Source organism: Shewanella sp. AS1 (assembly GCF_021412565.1).
GTDB lineage: Bacteria > Pseudomonadota > Gammaproteobacteria > Enterobacterales > Shewanellaceae > Shewanella.
Genome location: NZ_JAKCLJ010000004.1, coordinates 168,092 through 182,608 on the forward strand (window position 1 = coordinate 168,092; position 14,517 = coordinate 182,608).

General features: G+C 49.6%; 13 protein-coding genes and 6 tRNA genes. 17 read left to right on the plus strand and 2 right to left on the minus strand.

Translation table 11 applies throughout. The features are described 5' to 3' along the window. Positions 1 to 134 precede the first annotated feature (134 nt). The 17 genes from recA to LZP69_RS08215 all read left to right on the plus strand — a co-directional run bounded on the left by recA (position 135) and on the right by LZP69_RS08215 (position 12,744). A complete protein-coding gene (gene recA, locus LZP69_RS08135; RefSeq protein WP_234199762.1) occupies positions 135 to 1,196 on the plus strand; it encodes a recombinase RecA in 1,062 nt (353 codons plus the stop codon). A gap of 25 nt (positions 1,197 to 1,221) precedes the next feature. Continuing rightward, positions 1,222 to 1,668 (plus strand): recombination regulator RecX, encoded by a 447-nt coding sequence (recX, locus tag LZP69_RS08140; RefSeq protein ID WP_234199763.1) that lies wholly within the window; start codon positions 1,222 to 1,224, stop codon positions 1,666 to 1,668. A gap of 268 nt (positions 1,669 to 1,936) precedes the next feature. Continuing rightward, the gene (gene alaS, locus LZP69_RS08145) at positions 1,937 to 4,561 is read left to right on the plus strand and encodes an alanine--tRNA ligase (protein ID WP_234199764.1); all 2,625 of its coding nucleotides are present in this window, start codon (positions 1,937 to 1,939) and stop codon (positions 4,559 to 4,561) included. A 232-nt stretch (positions 4,562 to 4,793) separates the two neighbouring features. Further along, complete coding sequence (gene csrA, locus LZP69_RS08150; protein ID WP_234199765.1) at positions 4,794 to 4,991, plus strand: carbon storage regulator CsrA; 198 nt, start codon at positions 4,794 to 4,796, stop codon at positions 4,989 to 4,991. A 214-nt stretch (positions 4,992 to 5,205) separates the two neighbouring features. Next, positions 5,206 to 5,297 (plus strand) — tRNA-Ser (locus LZP69_RS08155). A 22-nt stretch (positions 5,298 to 5,319) separates the two neighbouring features. Then, positions 5,320 to 5,396: transfer RNA gene (locus LZP69_RS08160), tRNA-Arg, on the plus strand. A gap of 32 nt (positions 5,397 to 5,428) precedes the next feature. Continuing rightward, a tRNA-Arg gene (locus tag LZP69_RS08165) sits at positions 5,429 to 5,505 on the plus strand. Between the two features lie 23 nt (positions 5,506 to 5,528). Then, positions 5,529 to 5,605, plus strand: a tRNA-Arg gene (locus LZP69_RS08170). Between the two features lie 51 nt (positions 5,606 to 5,656). Beyond that, positions 5,657 to 5,733, plus strand: a tRNA-Arg gene (locus tag LZP69_RS08175). Positions 5,734 to 5,741: 8 nt separating this feature from the next. Then, positions 5,742 to 5,833: transfer RNA gene (locus LZP69_RS08180), tRNA-Ser, on the plus strand. A gap of 521 nt (positions 5,834 to 6,354) precedes the next feature. Next, on the plus strand, positions 6,355 to 6,600 hold the full coding sequence (locus LZP69_RS08185) for an OadG family protein (RefSeq protein ID WP_234199766.1): 246 nt from the start codon (positions 6,355 to 6,357) through the stop codon (positions 6,598 to 6,600). 12 nt (positions 6,601 to 6,612) lie between these two features. Then, positions 6,613 to 8,424 carry a sodium-extruding oxaloacetate decarboxylase subunit alpha gene (gene oadA / locus LZP69_RS08190; protein ID WP_234199767.1) on the plus strand — a complete coding sequence of 604 codons (1,812 nt, stop codon included), beginning with the start codon at positions 6,613 to 6,615 and terminating at the stop codon, positions 8,422 to 8,424. Between the two features lie 9 nt (positions 8,425 to 8,433). After that, positions 8,434 to 9,567: a sodium ion-translocating decarboxylase subunit beta gene (locus tag LZP69_RS08195; protein ID WP_234199769.1), complete on the plus strand. Its 1,134-nt coding sequence runs from the start codon at positions 8,434 to 8,436 to the stop codon at positions 9,565 to 9,567. Positions 9,568 to 9,919: 352 nt separating this feature from the next. Beyond that, complete coding sequence (locus LZP69_RS08200; protein WP_234199771.1) at positions 9,920 to 10,792, plus strand: DUF6662 family protein; 873 nt, start codon at positions 9,920 to 9,922, stop codon at positions 10,790 to 10,792. Between the two features lie 44 nt (positions 10,793 to 10,836). After that, complete coding sequence (locus tag LZP69_RS08205) at positions 10,837 to 11,391, plus strand: FMN-binding protein (RefSeq protein WP_234199772.1); 555 nt, start codon at positions 10,837 to 10,839, stop codon at positions 11,389 to 11,391. Further along, positions 11,388 to 12,227, plus strand: coding sequence for an FAD:protein FMN transferase (locus tag LZP69_RS08210; protein ID WP_234199773.1), 840 nt, complete (start codon positions 11,388 to 11,390; stop codon positions 12,225 to 12,227). Before LZP69_RS08205 ends, LZP69_RS08210 begins: the two co-directional genes overlap by 4 nt. Before the next feature lie 4 nt (positions 12,228 to 12,231). Continuing rightward, complete coding sequence (locus tag LZP69_RS08215; RefSeq protein ID WP_234199774.1) at positions 12,232 to 12,744, plus strand: hypothetical protein; 513 nt, start codon at positions 12,232 to 12,234, stop codon at positions 12,742 to 12,744. A 40-nt stretch (positions 12,745 to 12,784) separates the two neighbouring features. Here LZP69_RS08215 and LZP69_RS08220 read toward each other — a convergent pair whose 3' ends face one another. Beyond that, entirely contained in the window at positions 12,785 to 12,970 is a 186-nt protein-coding gene (locus LZP69_RS08220) for a hypothetical protein (RefSeq protein ID WP_234199775.1), read from the minus strand. A gap of 121 nt (positions 12,971 to 13,091) precedes the next feature. After that, positions 13,092 to 14,342 carry a dicarboxylate/amino acid:cation symporter gene (locus tag LZP69_RS08225; RefSeq protein ID WP_234199776.1) on the minus strand — a complete coding sequence of 417 codons (1,251 nt, stop codon included), beginning with the start codon at positions 14,340 to 14,342 and terminating at the stop codon, positions 13,092 to 13,094. Positions 14,343 to 14,517: the final 175 nt, after the last annotated feature.

Sequence of the window (14,517 nt, forward strand, 5' to 3'; positions counted from 1 at the left end):
ATACAGTACTTGATACTGTATGATTGTACAGTATACTAGGTTTCATATTGAAAAGGGTCTGGCGTCAATTTAGGCGTTTGCCTTAACTTACGGATTTAACACAGCGCGGCGTCTGTGATGATGAGGAAAGCATAATGAAGATAGATGCGAATAAAGAGAAAGCCCTGAGCGCGGTACTGGGTCAAATTGAGAAGCAATTTGGTAAAGGCTCCATTATGAAGTTAGGTGAAAACCGTACTATGGATGTCGAAACCATCTCAACCGGCTCGCTCTCTCTGGATGTCGCATTGGGTGCGGGTGGTTTACCACTAGGACGTATTGTTGAGATTTATGGCCCGGAATCTTCAGGTAAGACGACTCTAACATTGGAGGTAATTGCCGCCGCCCAGCGTAATGGTAAAGTGTGTGCCTTTATCGATGCCGAACATGCGCTGGATCCTATCTATGCTAAAAAGCTGGGTGTGGATATCGATAATCTGCTTTGTTCTCAGCCAGATACAGGTGAGCAAGCTCTGGAGATCTGTGATGCGCTGACTCGCTCTGGCGCGGTAGATGTGATCATCGTTGACTCGGTTGCAGCATTAACGCCTAAGGCCGAGATTGAAGGCGAAATTGGTGACTCTCACATGGGCTTAGCAGCACGTATGATGAGCCAGGCGATGCGAAAACTTGCCGGTAACCTGAAACAATCTAACACCCTGCTTATCTTTATTAACCAGATCCGTATGAAGATAGGTGTGATGTTTGGTAACCCAGAAACCACCACTGGGGGTAACGCGCTTAAATTCTACGCCTCTGTTCGTCTGGATATCCGCCGTACAGGTGCGATTAAAGACAGAGATGAGGTTATCGGTAACGAGACCCGCGTTAAAGTCGTGAAGAACAAGATCGCCGCCCCATTTAAACAGGCCGAATTCCAGATCCTTTATGGCGAAGGTATTAACCGCACAGGCGAATTGGTTGACTTAGGTGTGGCTCATAAGCTGATTGAAAAGTCAGGCGCCTGGTACAGCTATAAAGGCGACAAGATAGGGCAGGGCCGTGCGAATGCCGGTAAATATCTACTGGATAACCCAGATATTTCAGCCGAAATCGATACCGCGCTACGTGCCATGCTGCTCTCTGGCGAGAAAGTGTCGGCTTCCTCAGCGACCAGTGATGAGAATGTGGATTTAGAAACCGGTGAAGTGTTTTAATCACCCGTTGCCATTGCGCTGATCTATGTCTGCTTCAGCTATGGATATCGCGGTAGGCCTGCTTGCCCACCGCGATTATTCGACCCACCAAATTAAAACCAAATTGCAGCAAAAAGGGTTCGAATCAAACGAAATTGAATCGACGCTGCAACTCTGTCTTGAGCGAGGCTTCTTAGACGATGTCCGGTTTGCCGCTCTGCTGGTTCGCTCCCATATCAGCAAAGGTCATGGTAAGAATCGTATTCGGCAATCTCTGTATCAGAAAGGCTTGGATAAGGCTTGCGGTGAGACGGCGCTCAACAGCAGTGATTGCGACTGGTATGAACTGGCTAAAACCAAGGCGAATAAGAAATTTGCCAATAGCGGTGAGATAAGCGATCAGAAAGAGCGGGCTAAACGGGTTCGTTATCTGCTTGCTCAAGGCTTCGATTATGATCAGATAAGCTATGCCTTGGCTATAGAGCCTGATTAGCCTTGATTAATATGTACTAGCTCAGATCTAGTCTGAACTAATAGAATTTAGCGACCTATTGCCATTGCGCTCCATTAATCTTCACAGCTGAGTCGCCGCCCGTGGGCCGACTAGTAGCTGCTCGAATGAACATTTCTCGTTTTCTTTCACGCTTCCTTAGCTAAACCTCTGGTTGTTCAACGCCAGACTGCTTATAATATCGGACTTATTACGCTATCGGTGAATCGCGAATTTCACTGTGAATTTAACCTAATTTCAGGATGATTTCATGTATCAAACCACAGCAGCGCTGAGAAGTGCTTTCTTGGATTTTTTCCGCAGAAACAGTCACCAGGTTGTGGACAGCAGTTCACTGGTACCCGGTAATGATCCCACCTTATTGTTCACCAACGCTGGTATGAACCAGTTTAAAGATGTTTTCCTTGGCGATGATAAGCGCGATTACACCCGAGCAACCACGGCGCAGCGTTGCGTGCGTGCGGGCGGTAAACATAACGATCTGGACAATGTGGGTTATACGGCACGTCATCACACCTTCTTTGAGATGTTAGGTAATTTCAGCTTCGGTGATTATTTCAAACATGATGCGATTCGTTTTGCATGGACCTTCCTGACTGAAGAGCTCAAGTTACCCAAAGAACGTCTATGTGTCACCATCTATGAGACAGATGATGAAGCCTTTGAGATCTGGAATAAAGAGATAGGTGTTGCCGCTGAAAATATTATCCGTATCGGCGACAATAAAGGCGCGCCTTATGCGTCAGATAACTTCTGGCAGATGGGCGACACGGGTCCTTGTGGTCCCTGTACTGAAATTTTCTATGATCACGGCGAGCATATCTGGGGTGGCCGTCCTGGCACACCTGAAGAGGATGGTGATCGCTTTATCGAGATCTGGAATATCGTATTCATGCAGTACAACCGTCAGGCCGATGGCACTATGGATAAGCTGCCTAAGCCTTCGGTCGATACCGGCATGGGTATCGAGCGTATTGCCGCTATCTTACAGGGTGTTCACTCTAACTATGAGATAGATATCTTCCAGGCCCTCATTAAAAAAGCGGCCGAAATTGTCCAAGTGACAGATCTGGAAAACAAATCACTGCGCGTAATCGCCGACCATATTCGCTCTTGTGCCTTCTTAATCGCAGATGGCGTGATGCCATCGAACGAAGGTCGTGGTTATGTGCTGCGCCGCATTATTCGTCGCGCTGTGCGTCATGGTAACAAGCTGGGTGCCAGCGAAGCTTTCTTCTATAAACTTGTTCCTACCTTGATCGAGGTGATGGGCGATGCGGCAAAAGGGCTACAAGAAGTTCAGGCCATAGTCGAAAAATCACTCAAAGCCGAAGAGGAGCAGTTTGCCCGTACGCTGGAGCGTGGCTTGGGAATTTTAGACAGTGCGCTTAACGAACTTGAAGGCAACACATTAGACGGTGAGACGGCATTTAAACTCTATGATACCTACGGTTTCCCTGTGGATCTGACCGCAGATGTGTGCCGCGAGCGTGATATTCAGGTTGATGAGACGGGATTCGAAGCGGCGATGGCAGCCCAGCGCAGCCGTGCTCAGGCCGCGGGTCAATTTGAAGCTGACTATAACAGCGGTTTAAAGATTGATGCTCAAACCGATTTTTGTGGCTACACAGAATTGAATGGCGAGGCCAAGGTGGTTGCCATCTATCAAAATGGTGAAGCCGTGACTCATCTTGAGGGTGAGCAAGAAGCCGTGGTCGTTCTGGATAGCACACCATTCTATGGTGAGTCCGGTGGTCAGTGTGGTGACAAAGGTGTACTGCAGGCGGGCGGCGTCGAGTTTGTGGTTAACGACACACAAAAATATGCCCAAGCGGTTGGTCACCTGGGCACACTTAAATCTGGCAGCCTGAGCGTGGGTCAAGTGCTCAGTGCCAATGTAGATAAGAAGCTAAGACACCGTACTCAGTTGAATCACTCAGTTACCCACTTGCTGCATGCGGCGCTGCGTCAGATCTTAGGGACTCACGTGAGTCAAAAAGGTTCGCTTGTCGATCCAGAAAGACTGCGTTTTGACTTCTCTCATTTCGAGGCGGTTAAGCCCGAAGAGCTAAAAGCGGTAGAAGATCTTGTTAACACTCAAATTCGTCGCAACCATGAGCTGAAGGCGCAGGTGATGGATATCGAAGCGGCTAAGGCCCAAGGCGCGATGGCACTCTTTGGTGAGAAATATGACTCTCAGGTACGTGTGGTGACCATGGGCGACTTCTCGATTGAACTTTGTGGTGGTACACACGTGGGCCGCACAGGTGATATAGGGCTGTTTAAGATCACCTCTGAAGGTGGGATCGCCGCCGGTGTCCGCCGTATCGAGGCGGTAACGGGAGCGGCGGCCATGGCTTATGTTAGCGAGCAGCAGGCCCAGCTCGAGCAGGCCGCCCATCTGCTTAAGGGCGACAGCGCGTCTGTGGTGACTAAGCTTAAGGCGCAGTTGGATAAGACTAAGCAGCTTGAGAAAGAGCTTGCTCAGCTTAAGGATAAACTAGCGGCAGCGACCAGTGCCGACCTTGCTGGCGAAGCCCAGGACCTTGGTGGCGTGAAAGTGCTGGTGAAGAAGCTTGAAGGCGTCGATGCCGGTGCGCTGCGCGGCCTGCAGGATGAGCTTAAGCAGAAGCTGCAATCTGGCATAGTGGTATTGGGTATCGCAGGTGAAGATAAAGTTAACCTTATCACTGGCGTGACTAAAGATCTGACCGGCAAAGTCAAAGCCGGGGAACTGGTCGCCATGGTCGCAGCCCAGGTGGGCGGTAAAGGCGGTGGACGTCCCGATATGGCACAGGCAGGTGGTAGCGAGCCTGCTAAGCTGGACTCGGCGCTCGCCTCTGTGTTGCCTTGGCTCTCTGAGAAGCTGAGTTAATTTAAATTCAAAAAAAGCGCTTATTCAGCGCTTTTTTTATGCCATAGTTTACAGTGTTAACTGAGATTAATTGGTGGTAGGAGTAGACTTATGGCATATTTAGATTACTTTAATGTGCGTTAGGTAGGGTTTTTGGCAGCAACACTATTAATTTATATTAAGCTAATCGTATAATAAGACTACAACGGAATAGTGCCGTAAAAGCAGAATGTGTATCTAAAGGAGCAAAAGTATGCTGATATTGACTCGTCGTGTTGGTGAAACACTGATGATAGGTGATGAAGTAACGGTCACCGTTTTAGGCGTAAAAGGTAATCAAGTGCGTATTGGTGTAAATGCACCGAAAGAAGTTTCTGTTCACCGCGAAGAGATCTATCAGCGTATTCAGTCTGAAAAGTCTGGTAACACTGCAGAAGGCGGTAACTTTTAAGCATCTAGCTTAAGGCTATTTGTGAATCCTAAGAGTCAGCTTGTTGCTGGCTTTTTTGTTTTTAACCAACGGCTTTTTAACCTTTTTGATAACATTTGGCGTTGGGTCTTTGCTTTAGTTGTAGCAACTGCTTAAAAACAGTCCAAATAGAATCTGTTTCCGAGAAATGGTTTGACTTATTTTCTTCAAACAGTAATATGTGCGCCAAGAAAACGGAGAGGTGGCCGAGTGGCCGAAGGCGCTCCCCTGCTAAGGGAGTATGGGCTTTATATCCCATCGAGGGTTCGAATCCCTCCTTCTCCGCCATTTCTTACCAAATAAAAAAGATGCGCGTGTAGCTCAGCTGGATAGAGTACCTGGCTACGAACCAGGCGGTCAGAGGTTCGAATCCTCTCACGCGTACCATTTTTTATTTAGTAGTGCTATAGATATAAGATGCGCGTGTAGCTCAGCTGGATAGAGTACCTGGCTACGAACCAGGCGGTCAGAGGTTCGAATCCTCTCACGCGTACCATCTATATCACCTAGTTTATCTTTGCGCGTGTAGCTCAGCTGGATAGAGTACCTGGCTACGAACCAGGCGGTCAGAGGTTCGAATCCTCTCACGCGTACCATATTTAAAAACAGCGGATTTATCCGTTGTTTTGCTTTTAAAAACTGATTTTGCGCGTGTAGCTCAGCTGGATAGAGTACCTGGCTACGAACCAGGCGGTCAGAGGTTCGAATCCTCTCACGCGTACCATTTTAGACGGAGAGGTGGCCGAGTGGCCGAAGGCGCTCCCCTGCTAAGGGAGTATGGGCTTTATATCCCATCGAGGGTTCGAATCCCTCCTTCTCCGCCATCATATAAAAAACCCGTGATTAATCATCACGGGTTTTTTATTGTCTGCGATTCTTATTATTACCTGCGGTTTTGCATTGCAGCGAGTTATTCTACCACCCTATCTGTTGTTCTTTTTTTGCATCCCCACCCTTGCAATGGTTACTGCATAAATCATCGTTTTACCATCGGCTAAGGCATTAGCCTGCTCTATATTCTGCTTAATATCCGCTTTATCTGGTTTGCTTGATAAAAATGTTTTTACTGACTCTCATGATGGAAAAAACAGCATTTTTAGTCTGTTAGTCAGTGTTATTCGTCGTTAACCTGTCTATTTGGTAAGACCAATTTACAAAAGTGCTCGCTTTGTTGTTGTAAATTAGTTATCTTTTTGTCTCTTTTTTGTGTTTATTGACTTAGCTGTCATTGAATCTTTGCTTTATGTAATGATTTTTATGGCATTAATAGTGAATAAATAGTGTGCGCGTGATCAGTGTCCTTTGGGGAAATGCACTGATTGGCGAGATGGCAAATGAGGACGATATGGAAGTAATAGTTCAGCAGATCATGCAGGCCTTGGTCATTATGGTACTGGGAATGGGATTGGTATTCCTCTTCCTGTCACTGCTTATTTTGGCGGTCAAGTTAGTGGCGTGGCGATATAAGCCAGTGGTAGCGCCGAGTATTCAGGATAACGCGGCTGTTAAAACCAGCGAGTCATACTCAATCGAGCCTAGTCTGGTGGCGGCTATTAGTACTGCCATCTATCAATATCGTGCTAAAGCCTAATAAGGGGATCTTATGAGTAAGCCACTTGCATTAACTGATGTCGCTCTGCGCGATGCCCATCAATCGATTTTGGCTACACGCCTTCGCCTGGAAGATATGTTGCCCATTGCGCCCAAGCTAGATCAAGTGGGCTTCTGGTCCCTTGAGTCCTGGGGCGGGGCCACCTTCGATGCCTGTATTCGCTATCTTGGTGAAGATCCCTGGGAGCGGATCCGCGAGCTGAAAAAAGCCATGCCCAATACACCACAGCAGATGCTGCTTAGAGGGCAAAACCTACTGGGCTATCGCCACTATGCCGATGATCTGGTGCATCGTTTCGTCGAGCGTGCCTATCTCAATGGTGTTGATGTTTTTCGCGTGTTCGATGCGATGAACGATGTGCGTAACCTGCAAAGCGCAATCAAGGCTGTGGTTGATATAGGTGGTCATGCCCAAGGCACCATCAGCTATACCACAAGTCCGGTTCATACCCTCTCTTCCTGGGTGGATATGGCAAAGCGCCTCGAAGATATGGGCTGTCACTCCCTGTGCATTAAGGATATGGCTGGCTTGCTTAAACCTATGGAGGCTTTTGAGCTGATAAGTCAGCTTAAGGCGCAGACAGATTTGATAGTCAGTATGCACTGCCATGCGACAACGGGCCTGAGTACGGCAACATACCAGAAAGCGATAGAGGCGGGGATCGATGTACTCGATACCGCTATCTCCTCAATGAGCCAGACCTATGGTCACAGTGCCACCGAAACCTTAGTCGCCATGGTGGAAGATACCGATCGCGCCACGGGTTACGATATGGCATTGCTCGAAGAGATAGCAGCCTATTTCCGTGAGGTGAGAAAGAAATATGTGGCATTCGAAGGCGAACTTAAGGGAATTGATTCACGCATTCTGCGCGCTCAGGTGCCCGGCGGTATGTTGACCAATATGGAAAATCAGCTGCGCGAGCAGGGCGCCTCTGACAAATTAGATCAGGTGCTCGAGGAGATCCCCCGAGTGCGTGAAGATTTAGGGTTTATTCCGCTGGTAACACCCACATCTCAGATAGTCGGCACTCAGGCGGTGATCAATGTGCTCACGGGTGAGCGCTATAAGTCGATGACCAAAGAGACCGAAGGGGTATTAAAAGGGGAATATGGCGCGACGCCCGCTCCGGTTAATAGCGAGCTGCAGAGTCGTGTGCTCAATGGCGCAGAGGCGATCAGTTGCCGCCCGGCGGATTTACTGGAATCTGAGCTCGATAAACTGCGCGCCGAACTGGATCAGAAGGCGGATGAGCAGGGGATCACCCTCGCATCTGAGAAAGATGATGATGTGCTGACTTATGCCCTGTTCCCGCAAATCGGCCTTAAGTTTTTAACCAACAGGGGTGATGCCGCCGCGTTTGAGCCTAAGCCGCAGGGTAGAGTCGAAGTGGCTACAGCTCAAAATGGTCAGGTGCAAAATAGTGAATCTCCATCAGATCCCCAAGTCTATACAGTCAATGTGCAGGGGCAAACCTTTGTGGTTCAGGTGTCCAAAGGCGGTGATATCGAGCAGATCACGCCAACTGAGGCCCATGCTCCAGCAGCTTCAGAATCAACAAAGCTGGCGCCTGTGAACACCGCAGCGGCAAGCCATGAGATAAAGGCGCCGCTGTCGGGCAATATTTTTAAGGTTAATGTCGGCCCAGGCGACAAAGTCAGTGCCGGTGATGTGGTGATCATTCTCGAAGCGATGAAGATGGAGACTGAGATCCGTGCCGAGTTCGATGGCGTTGTCAGTCAGGTATGGGTAAAAGAGGGCGACTCAGTTGCCGTCGGCAAGCCTTTGTTGGCTATGGCATAGGAGTCTGAAATGGAAGGATTAATGGCATTTTGGACCGACTCAGGCATTGCTAATTTCACGGCTGGTCAGCTGTTTATGATGGCCGTGGGTGGCTTGCTGCTTTATCTGGCCATCGCGCGGGGATTTGAACCCCTGCTTTTGGTTCCTATCGGTTTTGGCGCGGTATTGACCAATATCCCTAATGGCGGCTTTAGCGAAGCGGGCGGTTTGCTCTATTACGCTTACCATGTGGGGATAGAGACAGGCGTGTTTCCGCTGCTGATCTTTATGGGGGTGGGGGCGCTGACCGATTTTGGCGCGCTGATCGCCAACCCTAAGATGTTACTGCTTGGCGCCGCGGCTCAGTTCGGTATTTTTGCTACCTTGATAGGCGCTATCGCGCTGAATCTCGTCCCCGGATTTGAATTTACCATGCAAGACGCGGCGGCCATTGCCATTATTGGTGGCGCCGATGGTCCGACGGCGATTTTCCTTGCCTCAAAACTGGCGCCTGAGCTGCTGGGGGCGATTGCGGTTGCCGCCTACTCCTATATGGCATTAGTGCCTATTATTCAGCCGCCTATTATGAAGCTGCTGACCACGGAAGCTGAGCGTCAGATCAAGATGGAGCAGCTGCGCGAAGTGAGTAAAAAAGAGAAGATCTTCTTTCCCTTGATGGTATTAGGCTTAACTATCCTCTTTCTCCCGGCCGCGACGCCTCTGGTAGGCATGTTCTGCCTAGGCAATCTGATGCGTGAGTCTGGTGTGGTGGAAAGGCTGTCTAACACGGCGCAAAATGAGCTGATCAATATAGTCACTATCTTCCTTGGTCTGGCAGTGGGCTCTAAACTCTCTGCCGATAAGTTCCTGCAGTTGGAAACCTTAGGGATTTTGGTGCTGGGGGCGATCGCCTTTGGCATAGGAACTGCGGCTGGTGTCCTGATGGCCAAGCTGATGAGTAAACTGTCCGGCGGTAAGATCAATCCGCTGATTGGCGCGGCCGGCGTATCTGCCGTACCTATGGCGGCCAGGGTGGTCAATAAGGTGGGGCTGGAAGCTAATCAGCAGAACTTCTTGCTCATGCATGCCATGGGACCGAATGTCGCAGGTGTATTGGGATCGGCGGTCGCAGCCGGTGTCCTGCTGGCAGTATTGGGTGGCTAATCACTCATTTATTTCTCATCCTTGATAGCAAAAACGGCGCTTATTGAGCGCCGTTTTTTACTTTTAAAGGGCATGAGATGTGTAGCCAATGGACAGGCTCTCAGTGTGTGAGCGATATATAAGGCAATCATTGTTAATTTAGCGTGAAAAATAAATTAAGTTAATTTTAATGTTTATCCTTCTGTTTTTAATCAATTAATTATCAAATCACATTATTTATCGCGGTTAATTCAAATAAGACCTATTTGCATTCGCGTTTGCACTTGACTATGATGCGACCAAATTAACAATAAAGCTCGATGGGGAGTCTGTTCATATGGATCGTTTTTCAAGGAATAAAATCAGTCTACTTATGTTAGCGCTTATGGGAGTGACGAGTGCGCCCAGTGCCATGGCGGGGGAAGATCTGTTTGGCTATGTTAAGGCTGCAGAAGCCCTGCCTAAAGATGCCATGGAGCTGTATCAGAAAGTGACACTGCGCGACGGTAAGGGGCAGGGAACCTATCGCGGTATCGATTACGAGACTGAACTTGAGTATGGCTACAGCAACAAGTTTTCAGTTTCCGGCTCTTTCAAGTTTATGTCGCTTAAGAATGAAGGACTGATCGTCGATGGTTATCTGCCTAAAGAGGAAGATATTGGCTTCAGTACTTCGGGGGCGGAAGTGGGCATGAGCTATATGTTCCTCAGCCCAGCCATGGACGATATCGGCTTATCTATGTCGATGAGTCTGGATTATGACTGGCTGGATAAACACTCGGGTCAGGATAAGGATACTCTGTCACTGGATTTGGGTCTGCAGACGCAGAAATATATGCTCGAAGGAGAGCTGATCTGGGTGGGTAACTTAGGGGTTGAGACCACCTATGCCGACCGAGCCGAAATCGCTAACTTACCGGCGAACTTCGACTGGCCAACGGATCCAGAAATGGAGATCGAGCTGAAATTTGGCACAGGCCTGAGTTACCGCTTTGCGCCTAACTGGTTTGTCAGCGCCGAGCTGCTCTATGAAACCGAGTTTGAAACCGAGGTGGGTCAGGAGCGCTGGTCCTGGTTCGCCGGCCCGTCACTGCATTACGGCACTCAAACCTGGTGGGCGACCTTAACTTGGTTGCCACAGTTGGCCGGTGGTGGCGAGCAGTATGCTAATCAGGCCGATACAGATCTGCATCTCATCGAAAAGACGGAGCAGGAGTTCAGGCTCAAGGTCGCCTTTAATTTCTAAAGCAGGGGGTCATCCAAGATGGGCCTCTGTCAATTGAGGTGAACATGACAAATCAACCTATCAATAGCTTGTGGTTTCTGCCCATGACCTTTGTGGTGGCGCCGGCACACAGCACAGATTATCTGAGCGTCGCCCAGGCCCAAAGCTTGCTGTTTCCGGATACGGCCAGTTTTATCGAGCAGCCGCGCTTACTGACCAGCGATGCCAAAGATCAGATCAAGTCACTGTCGGGCACCCGCCAACGTCAGGATACCCAGCCTATCTGGCGGGTGGAGCAGAATGGCGAGTTCAAGGGCTGGTTTATCGTCGATGATGTGATAGGTAAACATGAGTACATCACCTATGCCGTGGCGATCAGCCCTGATGGCAGCGTGTTGGGGATGGAGATCATGAGTTACCGCGAGACCCACGGCGGGGAAGTGAGAGAGCCTGGCTGGCGCCAGCAGTTTTTGGGCAAGACCTTAGCCGACCCCTTCAAGCTAGAACAGGATGTCAGCAATATCAGCGGTGCGACCCTCAGTTGCCGTAACCTGCTCGATGGGGTTAAGCGCTTACTGGTGATCCATAAGCTATTTTTAGCACAAGAAGTGGCCTCTTGATCCGCCGCGCCAAACCCCTGTTAGGCACCTTTGTCGAGGTGGCGCTGCTTGCCGATGAGCAGCTAACTCAAGCCGATGCCCATGGCATGATAGATGCGGCCTTTACGCGCATCACCGGCGTCCATAATGAGCTGAGTTTTCATCGCCCCGACAGCGCATTATCCAGGCTCAATCTCAATCCCTGTGTCTGGGTCCCCCTGGAACGGGATGCCATGCGGGTGCTGAGATTGGCCAGAGCCCTGGGGCGCTTAAGCAATAACCGCTTTAATTGTACCTTAGGCGGTGAGCTGGTGACGCGCGGCGTGCTGCCGCGTCATAGCCAGCAAGAATTTTTGCCGCGGGGCGAGTGGCAGGATATCGAGCTTGGTCACCAATCGGCCAGGTTAAAACGCCCCGTACTGGTGACATTAGATGGCATAGCCAAAGGCTATGCGGTCGACATGGCTGTCAGCAGTTTACGCAGGCAAGGCGCCCAGGGTGGCTGGGTCAATGCCGGTGGCGATCTGCGGGTGTTTGGCTGTGCGATGCTGCCTGTGCATAGGCGAGAGCGCCATGGGCTTTCTGTGGCCAAAAGCCTTAACAATCAAGCCCTGGCCAGCTCGAGGGTAGGTGGAGGGCTGGATCCTATGCAGCCGGGTCTGATCGTGACGCATCAAGATGGTAGTGATAAGCCAGAGAGTCACGAGAGAGTGATCAGCATTCAGGCTGCTTCTGCCTGGCGCGCCGACGGACTGACAAAGGTCGCCGCGGCATTTGATGATGACAAGAGTGATGAACTAATTGCATTGCTTCACCGGCTTAAGGGGCAGGCTGTGCATTTTCTCGATGGGATCTAAGACAATGAAACGATTAACCGGCTACCCTAATTGGTTTTTCTGGCTGCTGAGTAGCACTCTACTGGCGGTGATGCTCTCGGGACTCTATATGCTGCCCTGGGTGGCGCAGTTCAAACTGGAGTGGGAGATGGAGCTGTGGCTAGAATGGGGCTATAGGTTGCCTGCCGTGATTATCCATGTGGTATCTGCCTGGCTGCTGTTTATGCTGCTCGGCGCGCTGTGGCATAGTCATATTCGTAGCGGTTGGCGAAAAAAACGCAATCATATCAGTGGCATGATTCAGACGCTGAGCCTGCTACTCTTAGGTGTTACCGGCGTTGGACTCTATTATCTGGGCAGCGAAGCTGGGCAGCTGGTAGCCAGCTTACTGCACTCTTTCGTTGGTTTGCTGCTGGGTGTTACTTTTGTCTGGCACTATTATCACGGTCTCCAACTGCGCGAGGCGAAAATCAGAGTGGTAACCAAAGCCCGCAAGATAAGGCATGAATCTGCTATGCGTCATGAGCCTCTGAGTTAATTACTTGATGTTCATGGGCTAGATGCTAATGCATCAGGTTTTAATACCTTAGATTTTGTCCTGAGGTGATCCACAGGAGTAAGCCCAGTGAGGCTATGACGCTGGCGCTGATGGCTATGATATAGATATAACCCTTCTTCCCCTGCTTAAGGGGCACCCCATTGAGGTATAAAAACAGGGTCCAGCACAGGCAAAGTATGATAGGAAGCAGGAACATCCGGGCCATAAATCTCCTTAATCCCCTACATAGCCTGATCTTGTTATAGGGATATTATTCTATTTTGAACAATATTTTAGCATTAAAAAAGCCGCTTAAGCGGCTTTTTTAATGTTCAATCATTTAACAATTAGCTGGCGCTCTCGCCGACGACTTCATCTTTATCATCATAGAACTGAGCTTCATCTAGCTGTCCTTCTGACTTGCCCACGACCACGGCTGTCATCATATCGCCGGTGACGTTGGTGGCGGTGCGGATCATATCGATAACGCGATCGATGGCAGCAATAAAGGCGATCCCCTCAAGCGGCAAACCCACCACACCTAAGGTGACCGACAGCATCACCATGGCACTGCCGGGAACGCCTGCCGTGCCGACAGAGGCTACGGTGGCGGTGACGGCGATCAGCATATAGTCGGTCATATCCAGTGGTATACCGTAGATCTGTGCGATAAAGATCGCCGCAATGGCGGGATAGATACCGCCGCAGCCATCCATATTCATGGTCGCGCCGAGCGGTAATACGAAGGCGCCATATTTCTTGGAAACACCCATGGTTTCAGTTGCTCTGGTACTGGCTGGCAGGGTGCCGAAGCTCGATGCCGTGGTAAAGGCCACCAGTTGTGCCGGCATGGCCTTACGGAAAAACTGCACAGGGCTGAGTCTGGCGGCAAATTTCACTAGGCCGCCATAGACAAAGATAATATGGATGAGCGCGGCAAGGTAGATAGCGCCGATAAACTTACCCAGAGGCAATAGCATGGATAAACCATATTCACCCACAACCCAGGCCATTAAACCAAAAACGCCTATCGGGGTGAGCTGTAGCACCAGGCGAGTTAACTGGAACATCACTTCAGCACCCGCTTCTATGGTGCGTTTAAGGGGCTCTGCCTTCTCACCAATTTGATTGATGGCGATACCCACTAATGCGGCGAAGACGATAATCTGCAGCACTTTACCTTCGGCTAGAGAGGCAAAAGGATTCACCGGGATCATATCCAGCAGTACCTGTGAGAATCCGGGAATATTTCGTTCTCTCACCTCGGTTGTGGCCAGCTCCAGGGTACCGCCCATGTCGATAAGGCTACCTATGGTTAAGCCTATGAGCGAGGCTATGGTACCTGTCAGCATAAACATGGCTAAGGTTTTGAAGCTAAGCCGTTTCAAACTGGCACCAGTGCCAAGGGAGGTGATACTGACGACTATGGCGCAGAAGATGAGTGGGGCGACCAGCATCTTGATCGCGGCGATAAAGAGATCGCCTAGAGGCTTTAATTGGGTTGCGCCTTCACCAAGAATAATACCGAGCGTGACCCCAAGAATAAAACCGGCAAGCACTTTTTGCCAAAATGGGATTTTTTTTATTATTTGCCACATGGGATGAATTCCAAATCTATCTAGTTGATTGTACCTTAAAAAAATAAGGGAGTTATTTTTAATACTTTTTATTGACTCCCCTCTATCCTGCCATTGTATCGAACTAAGGTCTTGTCTAACTAAACAATTTTATTATAACTTATTGTTATTTAAAGTGTGATTTTTATCACCAAAC

Coding starts and splice junctions, on each gene's coding strand:
- LZP69_RS08215 (WP_234199774.1), top strand. CDS start 12,232: ATGAAACGATTAACCGGCTACCCTAATTGGTTTTTCTGGCTGCTGAGT.
- LZP69_RS08200 (WP_234199771.1), top strand. CDS start 9,920: ATGTTAGCGCTTATGGGAGTGACGAGTGCGCCCAGTGCCATGGCGGGG.
- csrA (WP_234199765.1), top strand. CDS start 4,794: ATGCTGATATTGACTCGTCGTGTTGGTGAAACACTGATGATAGGTGAT.
- LZP69_RS08185 (WP_234199766.1), top strand. CDS start 6,355: ATGGAAGTAATAGTTCAGCAGATCATGCAGGCCTTGGTCATTATGGTA.
- oadA (WP_234199767.1), top strand. CDS start 6,613: ATGAGTAAGCCACTTGCATTAACTGATGTCGCTCTGCGCGATGCCCAT.
- LZP69_RS08205 (WP_234199772.1), top strand. CDS start 10,837: ATGACAAATCAACCTATCAATAGCTTGTGGTTTCTGCCCATGACCTTT.
- recX (WP_234199763.1), top strand. CDS start 1,222: ATGTCTGCTTCAGCTATGGATATCGCGGTAGGCCTGCTTGCCCACCGC.
- LZP69_RS08225 (WP_234199776.1), bottom strand. CDS start 14,342: ATGTGGCAAATAATAAAAAAAATCCCATTTTGGCAAAAAGTGCTTGCC.
- recA (WP_234199762.1), top strand. CDS start 135: ATGAAGATAGATGCGAATAAAGAGAAAGCCCTGAGCGCGGTACTGGGT.
- LZP69_RS08220 (WP_234199775.1), bottom strand. CDS start 12,970: ATGGCCCGGATGTTCCTGCTTCCTATCATACTTTGCCTGTGCTGGACC.
- LZP69_RS08195 (WP_234199769.1), top strand. CDS start 8,434: ATGGAAGGATTAATGGCATTTTGGACCGACTCAGGCATTGCTAATTTC.
- alaS (WP_234199764.1), top strand. CDS start 1,937: ATGTATCAAACCACAGCAGCGCTGAGAAGTGCTTTCTTGGATTTTTTC.